The organism is Amycolatopsis sp. GA6-003, assembly GCF_046267895.1.
In the GTDB taxonomy this organism is placed as follows: Bacteria; Actinomycetota; Actinomycetes; order Mycobacteriales; family Pseudonocardiaceae; genus Amycolatopsis.
Window position 1 is genome coordinate 8,911,796 of sequence record NZ_CP176499.1, and the last position, 24,006, is coordinate 8,935,801.

The 24,006-nt window shown below is 70.2% G+C and carries 19 protein-coding genes; 8 read left to right on the forward strand and 11 right to left on the reverse strand.

Going from position 1 to position 24,006, the window contains the following annotated elements:
• Positions 1 to 164 precede the first annotated feature (164 nt).
• The 3 genes from F9C12_RS40315 to F9C12_RS40325 are packed head-to-tail and all read right to left on the reverse strand — an operon-like array spanning position 165 to position 3,438.
• Entirely contained in the window at positions 165 to 1,223 is a 1,059-nt protein-coding gene (locus F9C12_RS40315) for an LLM class flavin-dependent oxidoreductase (RefSeq protein WP_409463949.1), read from the reverse strand.
• Positions 1,220 to 2,476 carry an LLM class flavin-dependent oxidoreductase gene (locus tag F9C12_RS40320; RefSeq protein WP_409463950.1) on the reverse strand — a complete coding sequence of 419 codons (1,257 nt, stop codon included), beginning with the start codon at positions 2,474 to 2,476 and terminating at the stop codon, positions 1,220 to 1,222. The genes F9C12_RS40315 and F9C12_RS40320 overlap by 4 nt, the downstream gene beginning before the upstream one ends.
• A complete protein-coding gene (locus F9C12_RS40325; protein WP_409463951.1) occupies positions 2,473 to 3,438 on the reverse strand; it encodes an LLM class flavin-dependent oxidoreductase in 966 nt (321 codons plus the stop codon). The genes F9C12_RS40320 and F9C12_RS40325 overlap by 4 nt, the downstream gene beginning before the upstream one ends.
• 174 nt (positions 3,439 to 3,612) lie before the next feature.
• On the opposite strand from F9C12_RS40325, the gene F9C12_RS40330 reads away from it, so the two are divergent.
• Positions 3,613 to 3,744, forward strand: a complete 132-nt coding sequence (locus tag F9C12_RS40330) for a hypothetical protein (protein WP_409179562.1) — start codon at positions 3,613 to 3,615, stop codon at positions 3,742 to 3,744.
• Positions 3,741 to 4,820 carry a YeiH family protein gene (locus F9C12_RS40335; RefSeq protein ID WP_409463952.1) on the forward strand — a complete coding sequence of 360 codons (1,080 nt, stop codon included), beginning with the start codon at positions 3,741 to 3,743 and terminating at the stop codon, positions 4,818 to 4,820. Before F9C12_RS40330 ends, F9C12_RS40335 begins: the two co-directional genes overlap by 4 nt.
• A 183-nt stretch (positions 4,821 to 5,003) precedes the next feature.
• Here the strand turns inward: F9C12_RS40335 and F9C12_RS40340 are convergent, their stop codons facing one another.
• Positions 5,004 to 6,836, reverse strand: coding sequence for an aminotransferase class III-fold pyridoxal phosphate-dependent enzyme (locus F9C12_RS40340; RefSeq protein ID WP_409463953.1), 1,833 nt, complete (start codon positions 6,834 to 6,836; stop codon positions 5,004 to 5,006).
• A 1,096-nt stretch (positions 6,837 to 7,932) separates the two neighbouring features.
• Between F9C12_RS40340 and F9C12_RS40345 the strand changes: the two genes are divergently transcribed.
• The 3 genes from F9C12_RS40345 to F9C12_RS40355 all read left to right on the forward strand — a co-directional run bounded on the left by F9C12_RS40345 (position 7,933) and on the right by F9C12_RS40355 (position 9,574).
• Positions 7,933 to 8,610 (forward strand): LysM peptidoglycan-binding domain-containing protein, encoded by a 678-nt coding sequence (locus tag F9C12_RS40345; protein WP_409463954.1) that lies wholly within the window; start codon positions 7,933 to 7,935, stop codon positions 8,608 to 8,610.
• 320 nt (positions 8,611 to 8,930) lie between these two features.
• Positions 8,931 to 9,203 carry a hypothetical protein gene (locus F9C12_RS40350; RefSeq protein WP_409463955.1) on the forward strand — a complete coding sequence of 91 codons (273 nt, stop codon included), beginning with the start codon at positions 8,931 to 8,933 and terminating at the stop codon, positions 9,201 to 9,203.
• Positions 9,204 to 9,208: 5 nt separating this feature from the next.
• Positions 9,209 to 9,574: a hypothetical protein gene (locus F9C12_RS40355; RefSeq protein ID WP_409463956.1), complete on the forward strand. Its 366-nt coding sequence runs from the start codon at positions 9,209 to 9,211 to the stop codon at positions 9,572 to 9,574.
• Here the strand turns inward: F9C12_RS40355 and F9C12_RS40360 are convergent.
• On the reverse strand, positions 9,552 to 9,701 hold the full coding sequence (locus F9C12_RS40360; protein WP_409463957.1) for a hypothetical protein: 150 nt from the start codon (positions 9,699 to 9,701) through the stop codon (positions 9,552 to 9,554). The two genes, F9C12_RS40355 and F9C12_RS40360, sit on opposite strands and share 23 nt — an antisense overlap.
• 132 nt (positions 9,702 to 9,833) lie before the next feature.
• Here F9C12_RS40360 and F9C12_RS40365 point away from each other — a divergent pair, with 132 nt between their 5' ends.
• From F9C12_RS40365 to F9C12_RS40375, 3 genes are all read left to right on the forward strand, one after another.
• On the forward strand, positions 9,834 to 10,613 hold the full coding sequence (locus F9C12_RS40365; RefSeq protein ID WP_409463958.1) for a cation diffusion facilitator family transporter: 780 nt from the start codon (positions 9,834 to 9,836) through the stop codon (positions 10,611 to 10,613).
• Positions 10,614 to 10,811: 198 nt separating this feature from the next.
• Entirely contained in the window at positions 10,812 to 11,159 is a 348-nt protein-coding gene (locus tag F9C12_RS40370; RefSeq protein ID WP_409463959.1) for a BlaI/MecI/CopY family transcriptional regulator, read from the forward strand.
• A gap of 452 nt (positions 11,160 to 11,611) precedes the next feature.
• Positions 11,612 to 12,820, forward strand: coding sequence for an Ig-like domain-containing protein (locus F9C12_RS40375; protein ID WP_409463960.1), 1,209 nt, complete (start codon positions 11,612 to 11,614; stop codon positions 12,818 to 12,820).
• A gap of 379 nt (positions 12,821 to 13,199) precedes the next feature.
• Here F9C12_RS40375 and sbnA read toward each other — a convergent pair whose 3' ends face one another.
• The 6 genes from sbnA to F9C12_RS40405 form a co-directional block, all read right to left on the reverse strand.
• Positions 13,200 to 14,174 (reverse strand): 2,3-diaminopropionate biosynthesis protein SbnA, encoded by a 975-nt coding sequence (gene sbnA, locus F9C12_RS40380; protein WP_409463961.1) that lies wholly within the window; start codon positions 14,172 to 14,174, stop codon positions 13,200 to 13,202.
• 41 nt (positions 14,175 to 14,215) lie between these two features.
• On the reverse strand, positions 14,216 to 15,283 hold the full coding sequence (gene sbnB / locus F9C12_RS40385) for a 2,3-diaminopropionate biosynthesis protein SbnB (RefSeq protein ID WP_409179572.1): 1,068 nt from the start codon (positions 15,281 to 15,283) through the stop codon (positions 14,216 to 14,218).
• Positions 15,280 to 16,293 (reverse strand): TauD/TfdA family dioxygenase, encoded by a 1,014-nt coding sequence (locus F9C12_RS40390; RefSeq protein ID WP_409463962.1) that lies wholly within the window; start codon positions 16,291 to 16,293, stop codon positions 15,280 to 15,282. Before F9C12_RS40390 ends, sbnB begins: the two co-directional genes overlap by 4 nt.
• 33 nt (positions 16,294 to 16,326) lie before the next feature.
• Positions 16,327 to 18,810 (reverse strand): non-ribosomal peptide synthetase, encoded by a 2,484-nt coding sequence (locus F9C12_RS40395; protein ID WP_409463963.1) that lies wholly within the window; start codon positions 18,808 to 18,810, stop codon positions 16,327 to 16,329.
• A gap of 32 nt (positions 18,811 to 18,842) precedes the next feature.
• Positions 18,843 to 21,344 (reverse strand): Pls/PosA family non-ribosomal peptide synthetase, encoded by a 2,502-nt coding sequence (locus F9C12_RS40400; protein WP_409463964.1) that lies wholly within the window; start codon positions 21,342 to 21,344, stop codon positions 18,843 to 18,845.
• 1,603 nt (positions 21,345 to 22,947) lie between these two features.
• Positions 22,948 to 23,535 (reverse strand): nitroreductase family protein, encoded by a 588-nt coding sequence (locus F9C12_RS40405; RefSeq protein WP_409463965.1) that lies wholly within the window; start codon positions 23,533 to 23,535, stop codon positions 22,948 to 22,950.
• Positions 23,536 to 24,006: the final 471 nt, after the last annotated feature.

Here is a 24,006-nt window from a genome sequence, read left to right on the forward strand (position 1 = left end):
TAGTGCAGAGATATCAGTTCTCTGAATTGTTGGACGGCCATGGCGGTCTTGGTATTGCACGTCGCGATGCTGGTGCTACCTCGATCTGGAGCGGCTCTGGCACCGCGCGTTTTTCTCGTGCCGTCCGGGAGGCCGATGCTGCCTCCGGAGCTGGGACAGAGATATCAGCCATCCGAACTGCTCGACGGCCAAGGCGGCCCTGGTATCGCACGCCGCAACGCTGGTGCCACCTCCGCCTGGAACAGCTCCAACGCCGCGCGGTGGTCCCGCGGAGTCCGGCCGTCGCGGTCGGCGGACAGGTGCGTTACTCGGTGGCCGAACTGCTCGTGATATCTCAACACCTTCTCCGTGACCTGAGCAGGGCTGCCGATCAGCGCGGAACTGCGCTCGACGAAGTCCTCCAGCGTCGGGAAAACCGGTTCCTGGCCGAGTTGGCGCTGGAGGGCGAGCCGGGCCTCGAAGATCGGCCGGTACGCGTCTAGGGCGTCCTGTGATCGGCTGGCCAGGTGGAATCCGGCCGTGCCCGCGCCGACCACGGCGTCCGCGGGGGCGTGGCCGTGGAAGGCCCAGCGTCGCCGGTAGTGCCGGATGAGTTCGGCGTACGGTTCGATCGGGTTGGTCACGTTCGCGGAGAACAGCGGATCCCCGTGTTTCGCGGCCAGTTCGACGGATTCGCGGCTCGTGGCGCTGCCGTGCCAGATGCGGATCGGCTGCTGCAGCGGGCGCGGCCACACCTCCGCCGCGGTGAGCGGCGGGCGGAACCGGCCGGACCAGGTGACCCGGTCCGCCTGCCAGAGCTTGCGGAACAGTTCGTAGCCCTCGGCGTTGCGGTCCCATTGGTCCTCGGGCGTGACGTCGAACAGTTCGCGCTGGGCGGAGCCGTTGCCCTTGCCGATGATGAGTTCGAGCCGGCCGCCGGAAAGGTTGTCCAGCATCGAATAGTCCTCGAACGCGCGCACCGGGGCGAGCAGGCTGAGCGTCGTGACCGCGGTGAACAGCCGGATCCGGCGCGTGCGGGCGGCGATGTGGCTGAGCACCACCGGCGGCGACGACGACAGGAACGGCCGCTCGTGCCGCTCGCCGACGCCGTAGCCGTCGAAGCCCAGTTCCTCGGCGAGTTCGGCGTTTTCGACGACCTCGCGCAGCCGGGCGTCGGGCGCGGCGAGTTCCCCGGTGACCGGGTCGGGCGTATGCGTGATCAGGGTGATCAACAGGAACTTCACGGCAGCTCCAGATGTTCGCGCAGGGTCGAACCGGTGTACTCGGTGCGGTAGACGCCGCGGTCCTGCAGTTCCGGCACGAGCCGGTCGGCCACCTCGTCGATCGATCCCGGAACCAGGTGCGGGCTGAGATTGAACCCGTCCACCACGCGGTCGGTGGCATACCGGGCCCATTCGTCGGCGACCTGCGCCGGGGTGCCGACGAACGAGTGGTGCCGCGGTTCGACCTCCAGCACCAGTTCGTGGATCGAGAGGTTCTTCGCTTCGGCGAGATCGCGCCACTGCCGGATGCGTCCGAGCTTCCCGGTGCGGTGCTCGATCGAAATCGTGCCGCGCGACGGGTCGAGTTCCCCCTCCACCGGTTCGATGTCCGGCAGCGGGCCGTGCGGATCGTAGGCCGACAGGTCCTGGCCCCAGTACTGCTCGAGGAACGCGATGGCCCGCTGCGGATTGATCTGGCGGCGGCGGATTTCCTCCGCGCGTTCGGCGGCGTCGGCTGGAGTATCACCGAGGACCACTGACGCGCCAGGCAGGATGCGTACCGCGTCAGCGGGCCTGCCGTGGCGTACCAGCCGGGCCCGCAGGTCGGCCGCGTAGGCCGCGGCTTTGTCGTAGGCGGTGTTCGCGGAGAAGACCACGTCGGCGTGCTGCGCGGCCAGTTCCCGGCCGCCGGGGGAGTCGCCGGCTTGGAACAGCACCGGACGGCGCGGCGGAACCGTCGGTTCGGCGCGCAGCCGCACCAGGTCGGTGTCCGCCTCGACCGGCCCGGCCCACAACGCTTTCGCAGCTTCGACGAACTGGGTCGCGCGCTCGTAGCGGCGCTCGTGCGCCAGCCAGCCGCCGTGCCGGAAGTTGGCTCCGGTCCAGGCGTTGTCGGTGGTGACGATGTTCCAGCCGGCCCGTCCGCCGGAGACGTAGTCGAGCGAGGCGAGCCGGCGGGCCAGATCCGCCGGGTAGTTGTAGGTGGTGTTCTGCGTGGCGACCAGCCCGATTTTCGAGGTGGCCCCGGCGAGCGCGCTCAGCTGGGTGATCGCGTCCGGGCGGCCGGCGACGTCGAGCGCGTGCACGCGGCCGCGGTTCTCCCGGACCCGGAGCCCTTCGCCGAGGAAGAACGCGTCGAACAGCCCGCGTTCCATCGTGCGGGCCACGGACACGTAGGTCTCGATCTCGGTGTGGTCCGCGTTCGACGGGTCGTCCCACAGGAATTGCGGTCCGACGCCGGTGTAGAAGACCCCGAGGTGCAGCTGCGCGGTCATGCGATTCCCTTCGACGACACGGCGAATCGGTTCCCGGGACGCGGGAGGCCCAGCGTCGTGCGGAGGGTCGCGCCCGGTTCCGGCGGGGTGTGCCGGCCTCGCCGGCGCAGTTCCGGGAGCACTTCCCGGCTCAGCAGCGGCAGGTCCGCCGGGCCGGGGTGCAGCCGCACGCCGTCGAGGTCGAGTTCCTCCAGCAACGTGACCAGCCCGGCGGGAGACCCGGTGTAGCGGGTGCGGCCGTTCGGCACCGGATCCGCGGAATCGAAGCGGACTTCCAGCTCGCCGAACACCAGGGGAGCGCCGGACGCGCGAGACCGCTGGAGATCGCCGGTGAGCACGATGTCCGGCCGGACGACGTCGGCGAACTCCTCCGCGGCCAGGACGACGACACTGCCCTGCGGCGGGCGCGGGGTGATCAGCGGGCCCTTGACGGAGAAGGTCTTCCCGACGAAGTCGACGTGGTGGACCTTGTCCGGGTCCAGATAGCGGCCGGTGGCGAGGTCTTTGATGACCGCGTCGTCCTCCCACGAGTCCCACAGCCGCCGGACCGTTTCGACGACGTCGGCCACCTCCTGGCGGAGATCGTCCGGCGCGGCGCGGCCCACCGTCGCGAGTGCTTCGGGAGTGGCGGCGGCGCCGACGATCCAGCCGGCGCGGCCGTGCGTGGCGTGGTCGAGGCTCGCCAGCTGCGCGGCCAGGTGGAACGGTTCGGCGGTGAGCACGTGCGACGTCGGCACCAAGCCGAGGCGGGACGTTTCGGTGGCGGAATAGGCGGCGCGGACGGTCGCGTCGATCCGGAATCCGCTGGCGGGCGGGACGGGTGCGTCGTCGAAGGTGGCGAACGCGTACCCGGCCCGTTCGGCGTCGGCGACGACGTCCGCCAGTGCGCGCGGGCCGGTTTCCGGTGCTGCTCCGTCGCTGTCGAGTTCGACCGCGAGGTGCAGGGTTTTCGATGTACTCATGCGGGCCCTCGATTCGTTTGTGCCACAGGTAGCCGGAATGCGGGGCGCGCCGCACCGCCGCTCAGGATGTGGGCGGCGGGTGCGGTGTTGTTCCGCCGGTGTCCACAAGGGAGGCTGTCCCAGCTGGTGGACGTGGCGGACCGGCGCGGCCGGGCGGCCTACAGTCCTGCGGTCATGAGTTCAGATGCGAAGCCGCGAGGCGCCGCGCGGATCGGCGCCGACTGGGCCGCGGTGCTGGTCGCGGCCGTTCTGGTGGCGCTGGCCGCGTTCGGCGTGCTGCCGACGATTCCCTTCCTGGTCAAATGACCGCCGCGCTGGAAGGCCGCCGCACGGTGCCCGCGGTGCTGAGATATCTGCCGGGGCTTCTGCTGTTAGCAGCAGTGGGCGTGGTGGGAACGTTGGCGCAGAACGGGATCCGCAGCCTCGGCCACGCGACTGGGACCGCGCTGCCGGACCTCGAATACGTGCTGTGGGCGATCGTCCTCGGACTGGTCATCCGCAACACGATCGGCATCCCGGCGCTGTTCCGGCCCGGGGTCGGGACCTACGAGTTCTGGCTGAAGACCGGCATCGTCCTGCTCGGCGCCCGGTTCGTGCTGGGCGACCTCGCCAAGCTCGGCGGGTTCAGCCTGGGCCTGATCCTGGTCGACATGGCCGTGGCGACGACCGTGATTCTGGTGGTGGGCAAGGCTTTCGGCCTGGGCGGAAAACTCTCGTCGCTGCTGGCGATCGGCACCTCGATCTGCGGCGTGTCCGCGATCATCGCCGGCCGCGGCTCCATCGACGCCGACGACGAGGACTCCGGCTACGCCATCGCCGCGATCCTCGCGCTGGGCGCGGTCGCGCTGTTCACCTTCCCGGCGATCGGGCACGCGCTGAACCTGACCGACACCGAATTCGGCCTCTGGGCGGGACTCGCGGTGGACAACACCGCCGAGACGACCGCGACCGGCGCGGCGTACTCCCCGCACGCGCAGGACGTGGCCGTCGCGGTGAAGAGCACGCGGAACGCGTTGATCGGCCTGGTCGTCCTCGGCTACGCGGCGTACTGGTCCACGCGCGGCGGCAAGGCGGTCGCGGGCGGGTTGAAGGGCCGCGCGGGCTTTGTGTGGCGCACTTTCCCGAAGTTCGTGCTGGGCTTCATCGCGGTCTCCGCGCTGGCGACCGCGCACGTGTTCACCAAGGCGGAGGTCGCCAATCTCGGGAATCTGTCGAAGTGGGCGTTCCTGCTGTGCTTCGCCGGAGTGGGCCTGAACTTCGACCTGCGTCAGATGGCCCGCAGCGGGTGGCGGCCGTTGCTCGTGGCCGCGCTCGGGCTCGTGGTGGTCGCGGTGTGCTCGCTGGGACTGGTGCTGGTGTCCTCGCAGTGGTTCAGCTTCTGACCGGGCGTCCCGCGAGGCTCGCCTGGAATCCCGTTGGCGGGCAACGCCGACGGGTTCAGCCGCGCACCCTGTTCCCGCCACCCGAATTTCTGTGTTTCCTCCGGAGCCGCGGTTTCGCCGTCGTCCGCCGGAAAGAACCGCGGCGCGCCGTCGCCAGACCCCGGGCGGCGGCGCGCCGCGGAGTCAGCGTGCCTCCCGGGTCGCGGAGTCGAGCGCGGCCAGCAGGATTCCGGCGGCCGTGCGCACCACGTCCGCGGCGACGTTGAGCGGCGGCAGCAACCGGACCACGCTGTCGCCGCGGCCGCCCAGTTCGACGATGAGCCCTCGGCGCAACGCGTGGTTCTGCACCGCCAGCGCGAGTTCCGACGCCGGCGCCCCGGTGCGCGGGTCGGTCAGCTCGAGGCCCCACATCAGCCCGGTGCCGCGCACGTCCGTCACCCACGGATGGCTGGCCAGCGGGGAAAGCAATTCCTCGAACTGGTATCCGCGCTCGACGACGTTGTCCAGCACGCTGTCGCGGTTGACGACCTGGATCGCCCGCGCGCCCGCGGCGAACGCGAGCTGGTTGCCGCGGAACGCGCCAGCTTGCGCGCGCGGGGCCCAGCTGTCGAGGCGCTCGTCGTAGATGATCAGCGAGACCGGCGAGCCGATCCCGCTGAGCGCCTTGGACGCGACGATCACGTCGGGTTCGATGCCGTAGCGCTCGAAGGCGAACCAGGTCCCGGTCCGGCCGCAGCCGGTCTGCAGCTCGTCGACGATCAGCGGGATGTCCAGCTCCCGGGTCAGCTCGCGCACCCGGTGCACGAAATCCGCCCGCGCCGGGACCACGCCGCCCTCGCCCTGCACCAGCTCGAGCACCACGGCCGCGGGCAGCGGGAGGCCGCCGTCGGGGTCGTGCAGCGAGCGTTCGAGCAGGTCCGGGCAGGTCGCCGCGCAGGGTTCGCCGCCGCGCCCGGCCGGGCAGCGGGGGCATGACGAGTACGGCGGGTACTGCGTGCCGGGCAGGGCGGTCGCGCCGGGCCGCGATCCGGACGGCCCGGTCAGGCCGAGCGCGGCGTGCGCGCTGCCGTGGAACCGGCCCTGGAACGACACGACTCCGCCGCGTCCGGTCGCGGTCTTGCACAGCTTGAGCGCGGCCTCGACCGCGTTGGTCCCGGCCGGCCCGCAGAAGTGCAGCTTCATTCTCGAGCGCAGAGCCTCCGGCAGCATCGCGAGCTGGGCCTCGGAGAACTCGTCCTTGACCGGGGTGGCGAAGTCCAGCGCGTGGGTCAGCTTGCTCAGCTGCGCGGTCATGGCCGCGACCAGTTCGGGATGGTTGTGCCCGAGGGACAGCACGCCCGCCCCGGCGAGGAAGTCGATGAAGACGTTGCCGTCGGCGTCGCGCACGAAACTGCCCGAGCCCTCGGTGATCGCGATCGGCAGCCGCCGCGGGCCGCCGCGGGCGTTCGGCTCCCGGCGGTCCTGCCGGGCGAGGTACTCGGCCGAGCGCGGGCCGGGCAGATCGCAGTAGACGGCGGGGCCGGTGAGCGGCGCGGGATGCTCGAGGGTGGTCATCTGGCCTGTTCTCCCCTGACAGTGGTGGTGGCGCGGCCGGGCCCTGCTGGCAGCCGCCTGCTCGCCCTGGTCGAAGCCGTCCTGGCCGTCTTGCTGGCCGCCTTGGTCGAAACCGGCTTGGCCGCCCTGCTGGAAGCCGTCGTGCTGGCCGCCTTGGTCGAAGCCGCCCTGGTCGCCCTGCTGGAAGCCGTCGTGGTGGCCGCCTTGGTCGAAGCCGCCCTGGTCGCCCTGCTGGAAGCCGTCGTGGTGGCCGCCTTGGTCGAAGCCGCCCTGGTCGCCCTGGCCGAAACCGCCCTGCTGCTGTCCGCCGTCCGCCGGACGCGCTTCTGCCGGAACGAACGGAGCGGTCGTTCTCCCGTTTGCCGCGGTAATGCGTTGCCTTCGCCGGAACGGATCGCTCCGGTTCCCGGATGCGTTCCGCCGACGTCGCGCCGCGCTTCCGGCGCCGAGTCCGTCATGCACTCCTCCTCTTTTTCGCAGGGATTCGCGGACCGCCGGAAAACGGTCTGCGGTGAGAAAACGGTGTGCCGGCAGCGGAGGCGGGGGAAGGCCGCGCCGGGGCTCGGCCCTCCCCGGCCGATCTCGCTGGAATGCCGCGGGGCACAGCGTAGCGCAGCCGGATCCGTCCGAACGGAGGTTCGCCCGCGGCCGGGCGGCGTCCGGCCGCGGAAAGAAAAGAACCGGCCAAGACAAGGCAAGGCAATGCGCCGGGAGAGTGAACGCGGCGATTTCGCGGAGTTCGCCGTACTGGGCCGAACGACTGAAGCGGCAACGGCGTTCTCGGCGCCGCGAAACGAAACGTGAATATTCACCGTCCGTTTCCGGTGTGTGAATCGGTGCGGAAGGCCGCATGGTGGGATGTTTTCGCGAGGGTTGCGCGCGGGATTCGAGGATATGTCGAGCGGGAGAAATGTGGGACTTTCCGGGGTTTTCGGGTCTTTTTGCCGTTCGGGGCCGGTCTCTGGTGCAGTTTCCGCCGACGGCGGGCGGCGGACTGCGGTTTCCGGCGGTGGGGCGGCTGGGCGAGTGGTCCAGACCATAACAGTGGTCCGGACCACTGGTCCGGTGGCGCGGGCCGCTCGCGGGAGGCGGCGGCCGGGGGAGCGGGCATGGTCCGGTGGGACGTGCGCGGCCGGGCCGGGTGTCGCAGTGCGGAGTGAACAAGGTCCGTGGAACCGAGGTTTATCTCGGCCGTTATCTGGTTAAGGTCAGTAAGGTACTTATATGTGTGCCAGTACGAAAGTTTCCCACGAGTCTGACGAGGCGCAATGAGTCGAAGGTAAAGCTTATGGTTGAGCCGTGATTTACTCACCAAGTGTCCGATCACGGGCATGACGCACTGTCGTCTGACTGCTACGCGCTGCGGCGGTCTGTGGCCGATGCCACTGCTGCTGTACACCTGCCGTTTCCGTTTCGTAATCTTCTCGCGCTTTCGCGGTGACCTGCGATCTACCCCGAGGATCAGCGACCCGAAGCCGCCGCGTGCCGTCGAGGCTCGCTGCCTGGGTCAGGCACGAGGACGGCGCCGCGGTGAGACAGCGAAGGAGCCCCACCCACCGTGGGACGGCACAGCAAACCCAGCAAGACGAAGACAGCTCTCCAGCGCACCGGCGCGACCGCGGCTCTCGCGGGCGCCACCCTCGGCGGCATCGGCCTCGCCGGGGCGGGCACGGCCAACGCCTTCCCGGGGCAGGCCGGCATCGTCAAGTGCGAGAGCAGCGGCAACCCGAAGGCGGTCAACAACACCGCCGCGGGCCAGCGCGCGGGCCGCCCCGCCGGCCTGTTCCAGATCGTCACGAAGACCTGGCTCGCGAACGGCGGCGGCCAGTTCGCCCCGACGGCCGACAAGGCCACGCCCGCGCAGCAGCAGATCGTCGCGGACCGGATCTACGCGAAGCAGGGTTCGGCCCCGTGGCAGTGCCGCGGCGGCTCCGGCCCGGCGAGCTACGCGGACTTCGGCGGCGACACCTCCGGCGGCTCCGCCGAGGTCGAGGCCGCGGTCGCGAAGCCGAAGGTCGAGGTCAAGGCCGAGGCGAAGGTCAAGTCCGCGCCGAAGCACGCCGCGCCGGCCTCCAACCCGGACGGCAGCTACACCGTCGCGGCCGGCGACACCCTCTCCGGAATCGCGAAGAACCTCGGCGTCGACGGCGGCTGGCAGCACCTGCAGCAGCTGAACGCGAAGTACATCCCGGACGCCAACCTGATCCTGGTCGGCCAGAAGATCGTCACGAAGTAACCCGCCGAGGCCCCGGCCGGGCCCCGCGCCGCTTTCCCCCGGGCGGCACGACCCCGGCCGGAGGCCGCCGGTGCAAGCGCGCGAATGTGCGCTCGGGCACCGCGCGCTCCCCGGCGGCCGGCGTGCGGGGCGGACGGACCTGCTTCGTGGGAACACGGGCCCGGCTGCGCCGCACGCCTTGCCGCAAGGGCGAGATTCCGAGCGCACGTCCGCGGCCGCGGTTTCCGAGCAGAGTCGGAAACACGCTGGGGCCGGGGTTCGAATGGTGGTTGTTCGATGGAGTGCCGCGCAGGAATCGCATTCGCCGGAATCTAGCGGCGATGAAACGGATTTCGCGGCGATCGGCCGGAATGGCCGTCGGTGCGCTCGTCTTCGCCGAGATCATCACATTGCTGGCGCTGTGGCGGCAGACCAGGACGTACCCGCGGTATTGGGCGGCCCGAGCGGCGGAACCCTTGCCTCCCAACGCACTTCGCGTAGTCGCGTTCGGCTATTCCGCCGCGATGGGCATCGGTGCGCGGCGGCCGGAGGAAAGTTTGGTCGCGCGGATCGGAACATACTGGGTGAATGCACCGGCCGACCGGTGCACCTGACCAACTTGCCGACCGGCGGCGGCACAGTCGCGACCGTCCTGGACCAGCTGCACCGGGCCGATCTGGCCGCGGTGCTCGTGGCGGCGGGTTCGGCAGACGCCATCGCCCGCGTGCCCCTCGGGCAATTCCGGGCTGATGTGCGCGAACTTGCCGAGCGTGTTCCCGCGGACCGGACAATCCTGTCCGACGTGCCGCTGCAGCGCGGGAGCAAGCCGTATCGAAAAGCGCTTGCCGAGACGGCGGACGAGGCCAAAATCGCGCACGCGGGTTTTGCCCGTGCATTCCGGACGGCGCGCCGATTCGGCTACCGGATCTGGTTCACGGCTTTCCGGTCGGATCTGGACGTGCTTATCGGTCGGCTTTCCCGCTGACCCGCAACGGAATGCTTCGCAGCAATGAGAGTGCCTCAGCGCTGCGGCTGCCCGGCTCGGCCTGATACACGATCAATTGCTGCCCGGGTGCGCTGCGTACGTCGAATGCCTGATATGTCAGCGTCAACGGCCCGACGGCGGGATGTGCGAACTGTTTCGGCTATCGGATTTTGCCGCGGACCTGATGTGTTTTCCGCAATTCCGGGAACTGTTCGCTGCCTTCGCTGAGTTCCGCGGTCGATTGCACGACGCCGGCCACATGCTGACCGACGCCGCGTCGATCGTGCTCGCGCTGGTCGCGATCCGGCTGGCGGCGCGTCCGGCGAAGGGCGGGTACACCTACGGGCTCAAGCGCTCGGAAATCCTCTCCGCGCAGGCCAACGGGATCACCTTGCTGCTGACGGCGTGGTTCCTCTACGAGGCGGTGACCCGGCTGATCGAACCGCCGGAAGTCCAGGGCGCGCTGGTGCTCGTGACGGCGCTGGCCGGGATCGTCGTGAACGTCGCGGCGAGCTGGTGCCTCAGCCGGGCGAACCGGTCGAGCCTCAACGTCGAGGGCGCGTTCCAGCACATCCTCAACGACCTGTACGCCTTCATCGCGACCGCGGCGGCCGGCGCGATCGTGTGGTGGACCGGGTTCGCGCGCGCCGACGCGATCGCCGCGCTGGTCGTCGCCGCGCTGATGGCCAAGGCGGGCTGGGGGCTGGTCCGCGAATCGGGCCGGATCTTCCTGGAGGCCGCGCCCGCGGGGATCGACCCCGAAGCGGTCGGGGAGCAGGTGGCGTCCGTCCCGGACGTGGTGCAGGTGCACGACTTGCACATCTGGCAGATCACCTCGGGCGAGCCGGCGCTGTCCGCGCACGTGCTGGTGCGGCCCGCCGCCGGCTGTCACGCGGTGCGGGCCGGGATCGAGGAGATCATGCGGTCCCGGCACCGGTTCGACCGCACGACGCTGCAGGTGAATCACGCGGACGAGGACCGGGCCGAGCACTGCGAGCGGGCGCACGGCCCGACGTACCGGTTCACCGGACGGCGCTGAACGGAACCGCCTGCGTGCGGACCCGGCCGCGGGCGGGGCTGGACCCTGCTGGCCGTCTTCGCGGTGCTCGCGATCCTGCTGACCGCGATCGGCGTCGCGCAGGCCCGCGACCCGGCCCGCCGTCGTCCGCCGGCCGAGCCGGAGAGCGGGGAAACAACCGCCGAAGACGCGGAATGAGCGAGCCCTAGGATGCGTGGCGTGCAGGGACTCGGCGAGCTGGAATCGGCGGCGATGGACGTCTTGTGGCGCGCGGGCGAGGCGCGCACGGTCCGCGAAGTGCTGGAGGAGCTGAACCGGGGCCTGGCCTACACGACGGTCCTCACCGTGCTCGACCATTTGCACCGCAAAGGCTGGGCAGACCGCGAAAAACGCAGCCGCGCTTACTGCTACACGCCGACGGTTTCGCGAGAGGAAGCCGCGGCACGCGCGATGCGGAATCTGCTCGCTGACGTCGGCGAGCCGGAAAGAGTGCTGCTGCATTTCGCGCGGTCGGCGTCCGAGGGGGAGCGGGAAGCGTTGCGGCGCGGGCTGCAGAAGCGCTCGTGATCGTCTCCGCAGCGCTCGTCGTGGCCACCGCGACGGTCGGGTGTTGCGGGCGCGGATGCCCGCGTCGCTCCGCTTTGTCTTGCGGGGCAGCATGATCGCTGCCGGGATCGGTGCGGCGATCTTCGGACCCGGGGGCGAGGCGGCGCGGAGGCTGGTCGCGCGGCTGCGGCTGGACGCCCGGGCCGGGCTGTGATGGCTGCCGCCGGAGGAGAAACTCGAGGGCAAGCCCGGCCTCGTCGTGCTTTCCGAGGGGCTCGCGAAGGACCTTCGCAGCGCGAACTCGCCGCGGTCGTCGACCACGAACGGCCCCAACTGCGCGGACGGCGCCACCGGCTGGTCGAGTTCGCGCACGCGGCGGCGTTGCTCCCGGTGAGCACGGCCGCGGCCCTGATCGTCGCCGGGGCCTGGACGGCGGCTCCCGCTCTGCTTCACGCCTGACCGGTATGACTACTATGTCCGGTAGTAATCGCGAACGGGGGCAGATGCAGGTGCTGGGGAGAAGAACGCAGATCGTCGCGGGGATCCTCGCCGGGCTGGCGCTGGCGGCGGGCTGCACGGCCGCACCGGAGCCCGGGCCGGCGACCGGCGGCGGGCAGAAGACCGCCGCCGCTCCGGCGCCCGCGACCCTCGACCTCGGGCCGAAGGACGGCTCGAACGACGTCGCGCCCGGCGAACCGGTCACCGCGACCGCCGGCGGGTCCACGCTCAGCGAGGTCACCCTCGCGGCCGCGGACGGCACCGCGGTTCCCGGCGGGATGGATGCCGCGAAGCAGCGCTGGACCAGCAGCAAGCCCCTGGAATACCGCACGAAGTACACGCTGACCGCGCGCTCGGTCGGCGCGGACGGCGCCCCGGTGACCCGCACGAGCACCTTCACCACCGCGACCGCCCGGGCGCAGGCGTACCCGTCGGTGATCCCGCTCGACGGCGAGACCACCGGCGTCGGCATGCCGATCACGGTCAAGTTCTCCGCGCCGGTCGCGGACAAGGCCGCCGCCGAGAAGATGCTCACCGTCACCTCCGACAAGCCCGCCACCGGGGCGTGGCGCTGGTTCGGCGACGACGAGGTGCACTACCGCACCAAGGAATACTGGCCCGCGTACTCCACGATCACCCTCGACATCAAGATCGCCGGCCGCGCGCTCGGCAACGGGGTGTTCGGCAAGGCCGACCGCAAGATTACCTTCAAGACCGGCCCGTCGATCATCTCGAAGGTGTCCGACCACGAAAAGCAGATGCGGACCTACAAGGACGGCCAGCTGGTCCTGACGTCCCCGGTCAGCCTCGGCAAGCCGTCGGCGCGCAGCGTCTCCGGCACGATGCTGATCATGACCGTGCAGTCGCCCTACACCATGGACTCCAGCACGTACGGCGTGCCGACCGACTCGCCGGGCGGCTACCGCACCACGGTCAAGTACGCGCTGCGGCTCACCAACTCGGGCCAGTTCCTGCACTCCGCGCCGTGGTCGGTCCGGCAGCAGGGCCGCACCAACACCTCGCACGGCTGCCTCAACGTGAGCGTCGAGAACGCGAAATGGTTCTACGAGAACTCCCATCGCGGGGACGTCGTGGTCGTGACCGACACCGGCGTGGACCTCAAACCCGGCGACGGCTGGACCGACTGGCGCTTCAGCTGGGAGGAATGGCAGAAGAAGGTCTGATCCCGCCGGGAGCTTCGGCCCGACCGGCGTCCGCGAGGGGAGCCCTGAGAGAACCGGATTCCCTCAGGGGGTGTGGTGGAACCTGGGTGGTTAGTCCACCTCGGCGTTGCGCGGCACCGCCGCGAACGCACCCGCGGCCGCCCGCCCAGGCTCGGATGCGTTGTGGGCAGCAGCGGCTCCACCACCGCCCACCGCGCATCCGTCAACGACGAGTCACAGGCCGGTTTGTGCACCCGGCCCGATGATCACCCCGCCAGACCGGCTACCACAGCCGACACACCGAACCGGCCACCAGGTTCCACCCCACCCTCTCCGGGCTCCCCTCACGTTCGTCCCGTCGCCGAGCCCAGCAGGAGCGGCGGGGCCCGCAACGGGCGGATCAGACGGACTGCCGGGTCCGCGGCGAAAGCACGTCCTCGCCGTAGATGCCCTGCAGCCAGTTGGTCTGGTAGATCGTGTCGAGATAGCGCTCGCCGAGGTCCGGGGCGACGGCCACCGCGGTCAGGTGGTGCGCGTCGTGTTCGGACAGCCAGCTCGTGGCGCCGCTGACCACCGTCCCGGTCGAACCGCCGAACAGGAACCCGTTGCGCGCCAGCCGGTGGCACGCCCGGACCGAATCCGGCTCCTCGACCAGGACCACGTCGTCCACATAGGACTCGTCGAGGATCGCCGGGCGCACGCTGGTGCCCAGTCCGGGCAGCATCCGCCTGCCCGCCGGTCCGCCGAAGGTCACCGAGCCGACGCTGTCGATCGCGACGATCCGCACCGGCCGGTGCCACTGCCGGAAGAACCGCGCGCAGCCCATCAGCGTGCCGGTGGTGCCCGCGCCGACGAACAGCACGTCGAGATTCGGGAACGCGGCGGCGATTTCCGGCCCGGTGCGGTGGAAATGCGCTCCCCAGTTGTCCGGGTTGGTGTACTGGTTGAGCCATACGTAGCGCTCGTCGGAGGCGCACAGCATGCGCACGTGGCCGATGCGCGCCCCGAGGAACCCGCTTTCCGGATCGGGTTCGGTGATGATGTGCACCTCGTTGCCGAGCGCCTCGATGGCCCGGCGCGTCGCCAGGTTGCAGCGGGAATCGGTGACGCACAGGAACTTGTACCCCCGGCTGGCGGCGATCATGCTGAGCGCGACGCCGAGGTTGCCCGACGACGATTCGACGATGATCGAGCCCGGCCGCAGCAGGCCGTCGCGTTCGGCCGCGTCGACCATTTCGGTCGCGGCCTTCAGCTTGATGGAGCCCGCGAAATTGAACCCCTCGCATTTGAGGTAGAGCGAATAACCGAAGCTCCAGCGGAGGTCGACGTAGAGCGCCTCCTCGTTGAAAGCTTCGGGAACGGTGATGACTCGCACAGTTTTCTCCCCTTCAGGCAAAGCTCAGTGGCGGACGGCGCTCAGCCATACCGGCGCAGTTCGTGGAAGAAGTCCTCGATGACGTGCAGTCCGCCGGAGCCGGACACTCTCTCGTGGACGAAGGCCCCGACCGCGAGGTCGAGGACGCCGAGCCCGAACGGGGAGAAGACCACCGTCCGGTCGGCGGGCGGGCTCACCCGGCCGGTCAGCACGTCGTCCAGGGTGCCGTCCAGGAAATCGCGGCTGCCGGTGCGCTGTTCGACCAGATGCGGCGAGGTGTTGGCCTTGAGGCAGTGGTCGACGTCGTCGACGAAATTCGCCGACGCCAGCAGGACTTCCGGGGCCAGGTCGCGCAAGGAAACGTGCAATACCAGCGGATGGTGCGAGAACCACGAGGGATCGTGCACGTGCGGTTCGCCGGCGATGGTCGCGAAGACCACCAGATCGCTGTCGCGGATCAGGCCCTCGGCGGTCTCGTGCACGCTGATCTCGCCGGCGAACCCGGACTGCTCCAGGTAGCCGCGGAACCCGGCGGCGCTGTCCGGGTGCAGGTCGTGCACGTTGATCTCGTCGAACTCCCAGCCGGTCCCGGCGAGGAAGGTGTGGAGGTAGCGGGCGATCAGGCCGGCGCCGAAGAACCCGGCGCGCCGCGGCCGCTCGCGGGTCCGGCTGAGCCAGTCCGCGGCGAGCGCGGCGGACGCGGCCGTGCGGGTCGCGCTGATGATGGAGCTTTCCAGGCAGGCGAACGGGTATCCGGTCGCGAGGTCGTTCAGGATCAGCACCGCCGAGGCCCTCGGGATCCCGGCGGCCACGTTGCCCGGGAAGCTGGAGATCCACTTCAGGCCCGCGACGTTCGTCTTCCCGCCGAGCGAGGCGGGCAGGGCGATGATCCGGTCGGCCGGGCGGTCGGGGAAGCGCAGGAAATAGGACGGCGGGTTGACCGAATCGCCGGAGCCGTGCACCCGGTAGGCGGTTTCGACGAGGTCGACGATCTCGCGTTCGCGCCCGGACAGCGCCCGCTGCACCTGGGCGCCGGAGATCACCGCGAACGGCGGGACGGCCGCCGGCCCCGCGGACGCGGATTCGGCAGCGGTTGCTTGCGTGGTCACAGGTTTTCCCCCTCGGAAGCGAGCGAGCAGTCGGAAAGCCGCACCGGGTCGGCCAGCCCGACGAGCACCTCGCGCGGGCCCTCGTAGGCGTCCCGGCTGTGCGCGGTGCGGACGTTGTCGACCAGCAGCAGGTCTCCCGCCTGCCACGGTTCGCGGACGGTGTGGTCCTCGTACACCTCGTTCAGCAACTGCACGACGTCCTCGCCGATCGGGTCGCCGTTGCCGAAGCGCGTGTTGAACGGAAGCCCCTCGGCCCCGTAGATGTCGACCAGGTACTCGTGCACCTCGGGGGCCATCGTCCATTCGTTGAGGAAGGCGATCTGGTTGAACCAGCAGGGCCGCCCGGTGACCGGATGCCCGACGATCGCCTGGCGGCGCTGCCGGGTGCGCAGGCCGCCGTCGGGCTGCCACTCGAACTCGATCCGGTTGGCGCGGCAGTAGTCCTCGATCGCGGAGCGGTCCTCGGTGCCGAACGCTTCGGCGACCGAGGCCCCGATCTCGTCGTTGAAGCTGCGGGTGAGCAGCCAGCCGTCGCGTTCGAACCGCGCGCGCAAGTCGGCGGGCAGCGAAGCCAGCACGGCGGTCGCATCGCTGACCCCGGTGGCCCCGCCGGAGGTCGGCGGGGTCACGCAGGCGAAGAGCAGCAGGCCGGGGAATTCGAGGGTGTAGCTGAGTTCGTGGTGCATGCACATCGGCTGGTTCGGCGGCCATTCCGTCGAGGAGTGCACCCCGCCGGGATAGGCGGTGCGCGGCGCGAACGCCTCCCGCTCGGTCGTCAGCAGGTCGGTCAGCCTCCCGAACACGGCCGCGACGGCGGTCCGGTCGGAGAGCCCGAGACCTCGGACGAGCACCGCGCCGTGTTCGGCGACGAGTCTTCGCACCGTCTCCCGGTGCTTGCTCGCCCAGCCGGCCGGGTCGCCGCCCGCCTCGGCTCGCAGCACGGCGGGCAGCCCGGGGCGGACCTCCGGCTCGGGCGGGGACGTCTTGGGCAGGAATTTGGACAACGACATCGGGGAATCCTTTCGATTTCCGCGGTTCGGGGGTCAGGTCGGGGACGAGGAGCCGGACCGGCTGTCGATCAGCGCGGCCAGGTCGGCGAGCACCGGGTGCTTGGCGACGTCCTTGATCGAGACCGCGCGGTCGAGCGCGATCGCCAGTTTCACCGCGGACAGCGACGTGCCGCCCCGGTCGAAGAAATGGTCGCGGCGGCCGACCCGGTCCGCCTGCAGGCCGAGCACCTGCGCCCAGGCCCCGGCGAGCCGCTCCTCGGTGCCGGTGGCCGGCGCGTCGTACTGCTCTTCCGCCGAGTCGAGTTCGACGGCCAGCGCGGCGAGGTTCTTCTTGTCGATCTTTCCGTTGGCGGTCAACGGCAATCGCTGCCGCCAGTGGAACGCGGACGGGAGCAGGTACTCCGGCAGCGCGGCGGCGAGGTGCTCCCGCATCAGCTCGTGGTCGAGCTGTTCGCGGCTCGAGTAGAACGCGACCAGCCGCTTGCTCTGCCCGCCGCGGTCGGCCACGACCACCGCGCCGTCGCGCACGCCGGGCACCCGCAGCAGCGTGTTCTCGATTTCGCCGATTTCGATCCGGAAACCGCGGATCTTGACCTGCGAATCGCGTCTGCCGAGGAATTCCAGCTTGCCCTCGGGCAGCCAGCGGCCGTGGTCGCCGCTGCGGTAGAGCCGCGAATCCGGTCGGTGCGGGTCCGTGGTGAAGGCGCGCGCGGTGCGCTCCGGGTCGTTGACGTAGCCGCGGCCGACGCACACCCCGGAGAACACGATCTCGCCGGGCGCGCCCAGCGGGACCGGCTGGAGCTGCTCGTCGACCACGTACACCCGCACGTTCTGCACCGGCGGCCCGAGCGGCACCCGTTCCCGCGTCGGCGCGCGGTCCATCACCTCGTGGTTGGTGTCGTCCGAGGTTTCGGTGAGGCCGTAGGCGTTGACCAGCTTGACGTCCGGCATCGCGGCGAACCAGCGCTGCGCCAGCTCGGTCTTGAGCGCCTCGCCGGTCACCGAAACGCAGCGCAGGTCCGGCAGCGCGACCGGGTTCTTGCCGACCGCGGAGAGCAGGACCTCCAGGTAGGAGGGCACGACCTGCAGCACGGTGACCCCGCCGCTGCCGAGCCGGGCGGCGAACCGGTCCGCGTCCAGGATCACGTCCTGGTCGATCAGGAGCGTGGTCCCGCCGACCACGAGCGCGGAAACCAGCTGCCACAACGAAATGTCGAAGCACTGCGGCGCGACCTGAGCCACCACCGAATCCTCGGTGATGCCGAGGTCGTTGATCTTGGCGCAGAGGTGGTTGACCATCCCGGCGTGCTCGCACATCGCGCCCTTCGGCTCGCCGGTGGAGCCCGACGTGAAGTAGATGTAGGCGAGCTGGCCGGAATCGACGGCGACGCCGAGGTCGTCTTCGGAGTGGTCCTCCTCGTACGCGGCGTCCACGAACAGCGTGCGCACGCCGGGCAGCGATTCGACGGCCTTGCGCAGCGTCGTCGTGCTGCCCGGTTCGGTCAGCACGAGTTCGCAGCCGGCGCGGCGCAGCGTGGTCGCGATGCGGTCGGTCGGGAAATGCGGCTCGATCGGCAGGTAGACGCCGCCCGCCTTGAACACGGCGAGCACGGCGGCCATCCAGTCCAGATTGCGCTCGGTCACCACCGCGACGACGCCCTCGCGGCGCAGCCCGCGCGCCACCAGCGCCCGCGCCAGCCGGTTGGCGCGCCCGTTGAGCTCCCGGTACGTCCACCGCCGGTCGCCGTGCACCGCGGCGATCGCGTCCGGATTCCGGGCGACGCTGCGCTCGAACAGCTCGTGGCAGCGCAGGTCCGGCACCTCGACGTGCGGTCCGGCGAGCCCTTCCAACTGCAGTTTGAGTTCCGCGGCCGACAGCAGCGTCGTCTCGCGGTGCGGCGCGGAGACGTCGGCGCGGATCAGCGCGAGCGCGCTCAGGTGGTAGCCGAGAATGCGTTCGGCGGCCTCGGAATCCAGCACCTCGGTGCGGAAGCGCAGCCGGAGCGTCTCCAGATCCGGCGAGACGTCCAGCCGCAGCACCGTGTCCGCGGCCAGGTCCCCGGCGGCTCCGGTCGGGTCGAGCACCGTCTCGAACGGCGGGGTCATGATGCCGAGCTCGGCGCGCAGGTCGTCGACCGGGAAGTCCCGGAAGGCGGCGGTCGTGGCGCCGATCTCCGCGGCGTGGTCGATCAGTTCGCGCCAGGTGCCGGATTCGGTGCTGAGCCGGCAGGGCAGCGGCGCCCCGCCCGGCTCGGCGACGTAGCCGGTGCACACCTGCGCCTCGCCCGACACCGCGGCGAGCACCTTGGCGTGCGCGGCGAGCAGCACCGCGCTCAGCGGCACGCGCAGCTGGCCTGCCAGCAGCCGCAGGGCGGCCGCGGTCCCCCGGGGGACCGGTGTTTCGTGGTCGCCGATCCCGGGGCCGGCTTCCAGCGTCCAGCGCGGGACGCTGGTCCGGCCGCCGGCGGTGAGTACCTCTCGCCAATGCTCGCGAACCGCTCCCAGTCCGGTTCTCATGGGCTTTCCTTCCCGTGGTTGTCGGTGGTCCGTCACGATTTCCCCGCCGGCCGGCGGCGGCCCGCCCGGATCTCGTGCGCGGGGTTTCCGCCCCAGTGCGCGCCTTCCGGGACTTCGGTGCCCTTCATGAGGAAGGAGTCGGGGGCGAGCGTCGAGCCGTCGCCCATCGTCACGCCGTAATGCACCAGCGCTCCGACGCCGACCGTGCACCCGCTGCCGATGGAGATGCGGTCCATCTTGAAACCGCCGTCCTCCTGCGAATGGCACTGGATGACGGACCCGGCGTTGAGCGTGACGTCGTCTCCTATGCGCACCAGCGTTTTCTCGATGATGCCCGCGCCGTCGTCGAAGAGGCGCTTGCCGACCTTGACGCCCAGCAGCCGCCACAGCAGGCTCTTCATCGGGGTGCCGTTGAGCGCTTGCAGGTGGGCGTTCGTCGCGGCCGCTTTCCAGAACCGTTCCTGCCGCCAGAACCGCCGGTCGTAGATCGAGCACGACAGCGGGCGCAGCGGGCGGATCGCCACCGTGATCCGTTCGAGGGCGGCGAAATACCCGATGCCGTACAAGAGGAAGACGAGCGTGTCGAGCGCGAACAGCGGGGCCCCGATGGCGTCGTAGCAGACGTCCGAGGCCCAGGTGAGCAGCAGCAGGCCGTAGAAGAACAGCCAGTGCGACAGGGTGTACAGCAGCATGCCCCCGGCGTTGTGCCAGGTCTTGGCGGCCAGCCTGCGCCGGAATTCCTCCGGCGTTTTCGGGTGGTCGAACTGGCTGTCGCGCTCCACCGAACGCGGGATTTCGAAGCTGGGGGAGCCGAGCAGCCCGACGTTCTCGCGCACCGGGCCGTCGAGCGGCACCAGGACTTTGGTGGCGAGCAGGCAGTTGTCCCCGGTCCGGGCCCCGGCCGGGTAGACGACGTGGTTGCCGAGGAAGTTGTGCGCCCCGACGCGCACCCGGGAAAGCCGGAAGGAGGTGCTGGTGTACTCGGCGTTGACCACCGAGAGGCCGTCGGCGACCATCGTGCCCGCCCCGGCCTCGAACAGGTACGGGTTCTCGTATTTCTCCTCGAGCCCGAAATTGGACCCGGTCTGTTCCTCCTTGGAGACCTTGCAGCCCAGCACGCGCAGGTAGTGCACGATGGCCGAGCTGTCGCCGAGGAGGGTTTTGAAGAACCTCAGGTTGGTGAGCGCGCGGATCGCGCGGTGCGCGGTGTAGCGGAGGGTGTAGAGCCGGTAGACCTCGCCCGGTTTGAGCGCGACGTTCAGCAGCCGGGGGAGCAGGGTGACGATCAGGAGCCCGGTCAGCCGCAGGCCGAAGTACAGGATGAAGGAGAGGACCAGTGCCTTCCCGTAGAACTTCGGGCTGGCGAAGTCGATGACGGCCGAGCCGAGCCCGAGCGCCGGGCTGAGGTTCGGCAGCGTGAGCAGCACGAAGCTGAGCAGGCCGAGCACCAGCGGGGCGGCCAGGAAGAGCAGGGTCAGCACCTGGCGCACGGCGAAGAACGCCCGCCGGAAACTGCCGCAGGCCCGCGGTTCGACCCGGCGGTACCGCACGTCGGCGGGGACGGCGGGCACGCCGTGCCAGCTCTGCCCCGCCGGGACGGTCTGCCCGGCGTGCAGCGACGAGGCGTGCCCGAGCTGGGCGTGGTCGCCGATCCGGGTCTCGATGTCGAGCACGGCCATCTCGCCCACGTAGGCGTGCGCGCCGATCGCGACCGGCCCGGTCCGGATCGTCCCGTCCTGCGCGCGGTAGGTGGCGAAGTAGGTGTCCTTGCAGACCACCGCGCCTTCCCCGACGGTGAGCAGGTCGGTGCACACCGGGACGTGGCGCGAGAAGATCGTGACGCCCTTGCCGATCTTCGCGCCGAGCGCGCGCAGGTACCACGAGTAGAGCGGGGACCCGACGAAAAGCGGGACCAGCAGGTTCCGCTGGACGAGGGTGCGGACCACCCAGAACCGCACGTAGCCGAGGCTCCACACGCGGATCTCGGCCGGTTTCCAGCGGCCGACGAGAAGCCATTTGACCGCGATCGGGAGGGTGCACAGCACGGCCAGCGCCAGCGCGCCGAAACCGACCGCGCGCAGATAGTAGTCGAGCAGGCCGGTTCCGGTCACGATCCAGCCGGCGCCTATGCCGAGCACCTGGGCGACGAGATAGGAATAAAGCAGGAAAATCACCGTCTGCAGGATTCCGCAGCCGAGGTATTCGAGCCGGCTCGCCCGCTGCGCCGGCTCGGCGGGCTCGGGAGCGGGCTCCTCGGCCGGGGCTTCCTCCGTCTCGGCCAACGCCGACACGAGACTGGCGATGGTCGGATTCCGGTAAATGTCCTTGATGGAGACGGAGGGAAGATCGGCACGCTTGCGCACTCGTGCGCAGAATTGTGCCAGCACGAGCGAGTTGGCCCCGAGATCGGCGAAGAAGTTGCTGTCGGCCGACACGTTTTCCTGCCCGGTGACATCGGCCATCACCTGGGCGAACGCTTCTCCGGTGTCGGGTGCCGGACCGGGGCGGGCGGTCGGGTACTCGGTGAGATCCATATTCCTTATCATCGGAGGATGTAACGCCGACGTAACCTACGGACGTCGGTGTTGACAATTTCGTGACCTGTTCGATGCGAGTCGCGGTTGACAAATCCGGCACCGGTTCAGTGTGCGGTCTAGACCACGTGAACGGTCATTAATCTGACAAAGAGGACCAATGCCGTGAATGCCCTTTGTTTTTCCACGATCCGTGGCGGCTTTCGACGGATCCGGGACGGTCCGCGAAGGGCTCCGGCGAAGTCCGGTCGTCGTCGTGCGTTTACCGCAAAGCGATCGTCCGCACGGGCGATGTTACCAGGATTTCCCCGCTTCCGGGGGAGGATTCCCCGGTTGGCGCACGCCGAACTGCTCCGCGGGGGTGAAATCCGTGGGACGACGAGTGGTGCGGAGTCGCTGTGCGGAGCGGGTGTTCCGATGGGTTTTCGCCTCGCTCGAAGCGGCGCGGCGCGGCCGTCAAGGTTCGTTGGTCCTTAATTGCGGTGACCCTGTTCCTTCGGATGGAATATGCAAGTTCTATTTCCCGGCGGTGCGGGCACTTTCGGAGGATTGTTGTCTTGTCCGCGAATTCGTGTCGCAGAGACGATCTGTGCGGCGGACGGCCGGTGCCGTTGCGCTGTTCGGCCGGGGCGAAGTTGCTCCGCCGGATTTGTGCCCGCCGGGCGGGGTTTTTCCGCGGCCGGAGGGTCGGGTTCCGGGATTTTCGAAATATTTTCGGGTTATCCGGTTTTCCGGGGCAGGAAGAGGGAATGGGGGCGGGAGGTCATGGGGGCGTCGCCTCGTCGCCTCGTCGCGCGGAACTCGCTGCGCCAGGCTCTGATTCCGGCGGAATCGTTGCGGCGACCGCCGGGCGCGCTCCGGAATTGTCGCCGTTGGTGTTCGGGTTCTGTGGGCTGGCTGCGCGGGCGGTGTCCTGGGTGCTGTGTTCGTCGGTGACGGCCGGTGAGGGCGGAGGGCGTGTTCACTGGCGACGGCGGGGCGCGCTGCGGAGTTGTTGCTGTTGGTGTTCGGGTTCTGTGGGCTGGCTGCGCGGGCGGTGTCCTGGGTGCTGTGTTCGTCGGTGACGGCCGGTGAGGGCGGAAGGCGCGTTCACCGGCGACGGCCGGGCATGCTCCGGAATTGTCGCCGTTGCTGTTCGGGTTCTGCGGGCTGGCTGCGCGGGCGGTGTCCTGGGTGCTGTGTTCGTCGGTGACGGCCGGTGAGGGCGGAAGGCGCGTTCACCGGCGACGGCCGGGCATGCTCCGGAATTGTCGGCGTTGCTGCTCGGGTTTGTGGGCTAGTCGCGCGGACGGCGTCCTGGATGCTGTGCTCGTCGGCGACGGCCGGTGAGGGCGGAGGGCGTGTTCACTGGCGACGGCGGGGTGCGCTGCGGAGTTGTTGCTGTTGCTGTTCGGGTTCTGTGGGCTGGCTGCGCGGGCGGTGTCCTGGGTGCTGTGCTCGTCGGTGACGGCCGGTGAGGGCGGAGGGCGCGTTCACCGGCGACGGCCGGGCACGCTGATATCTCAACCAGCCGGACGTGCCGTCGCGCGTTCTCGGCACTGTGTCCAGCGGGCCCGCCGGACCGGCGTGCGGGGCTGGCTCGGCGCCTCGGGCGGGTGGCGGCTTACCACTGTCCGAAGTGGACGGTTTCGCTCTCCGGCTTCCGCCGGCGAGAGGCCGGGGAGGCTCCCGGGGAGATCTTGGCGTCGGCGTCGTGGCCGATGGCGATCGCGCCGATCGGCTCGTGGGTGGCGGGCACGCCGAATTCGGCGCGCAGGTTGTCGAAATCCTCCGCGCCGATGCCGAAGTACACCGCGCCGAGCCCCTCGTCGACCGCGGTCTGCAGGATCAGCAGGACGGCCATGCCGGTGTCGATGTACCAGAACGGCACCGGCCAGCGGTCCTCGCTGCGGTCGGTCCAGCCCTTGTCCGGCTCGGCGTACCGGTCGAGGTACGCGTCCTTCACCGAGAACGGGATCACGATCACCGGCGCGGCCTTGGCGCTTTCGTCCAGCGTCCACGATCGGAGGGTGTCGGCGAAGCGGCGCACGTCGTCGCCCTGAAGCACCAGGAACGCCTGGCCCTGCGAAAATCCGGCGGACGGCCCGCGCACCGCGTTGCGCATGATCCGGCGGACGCTGTCCTCGGAGACGGGCTCGCTGGTGAACTTGCGCACCATCCGCCTGCGCCGCACGACTTCCTGAAACTCCATCCCTACCCCCTGGAGAAGTCCTCCGGCAACTGTAGCGGGTTTCTCCTGCCCGGCCCGGCCCCGAGGCGAGTTCGCCCGGCTGGCGGGGCCGGAGGCGGCTGCTGTGGGTGGGAGGGCCGGTGGTGGGGGCACGGTGGGGCCCGCGTGGGGAGATGTGGCTGGCCTGGCGGCGCGGTGCCTGCCCGGTGCCCGTGCCGTGCCGGGCTGACCTGTGCCGTGCCGGCGGTGCCTGCCCGGTGCCCGTGCCGTGCCGTGCCGCGCTCGCTTGCGCCGCGCTGTCCATGTCCGCGCCCGCGCCGCGCGGTGTCGCGCTCGCCGTGCCATGCCGTACCGCGCTCGTCCGCGCCGCGCCGTGCTCGCCTGTGCCGCGCCGCGCCGCGCTCGCCCGTGCCGCGCCGCGCTCGCCTGTGCCGCGCCGCGCTGTGTCCGCGCCGTGTCCGTGCCGTGCCCGGCCCCGCGCACGCCCGCGCC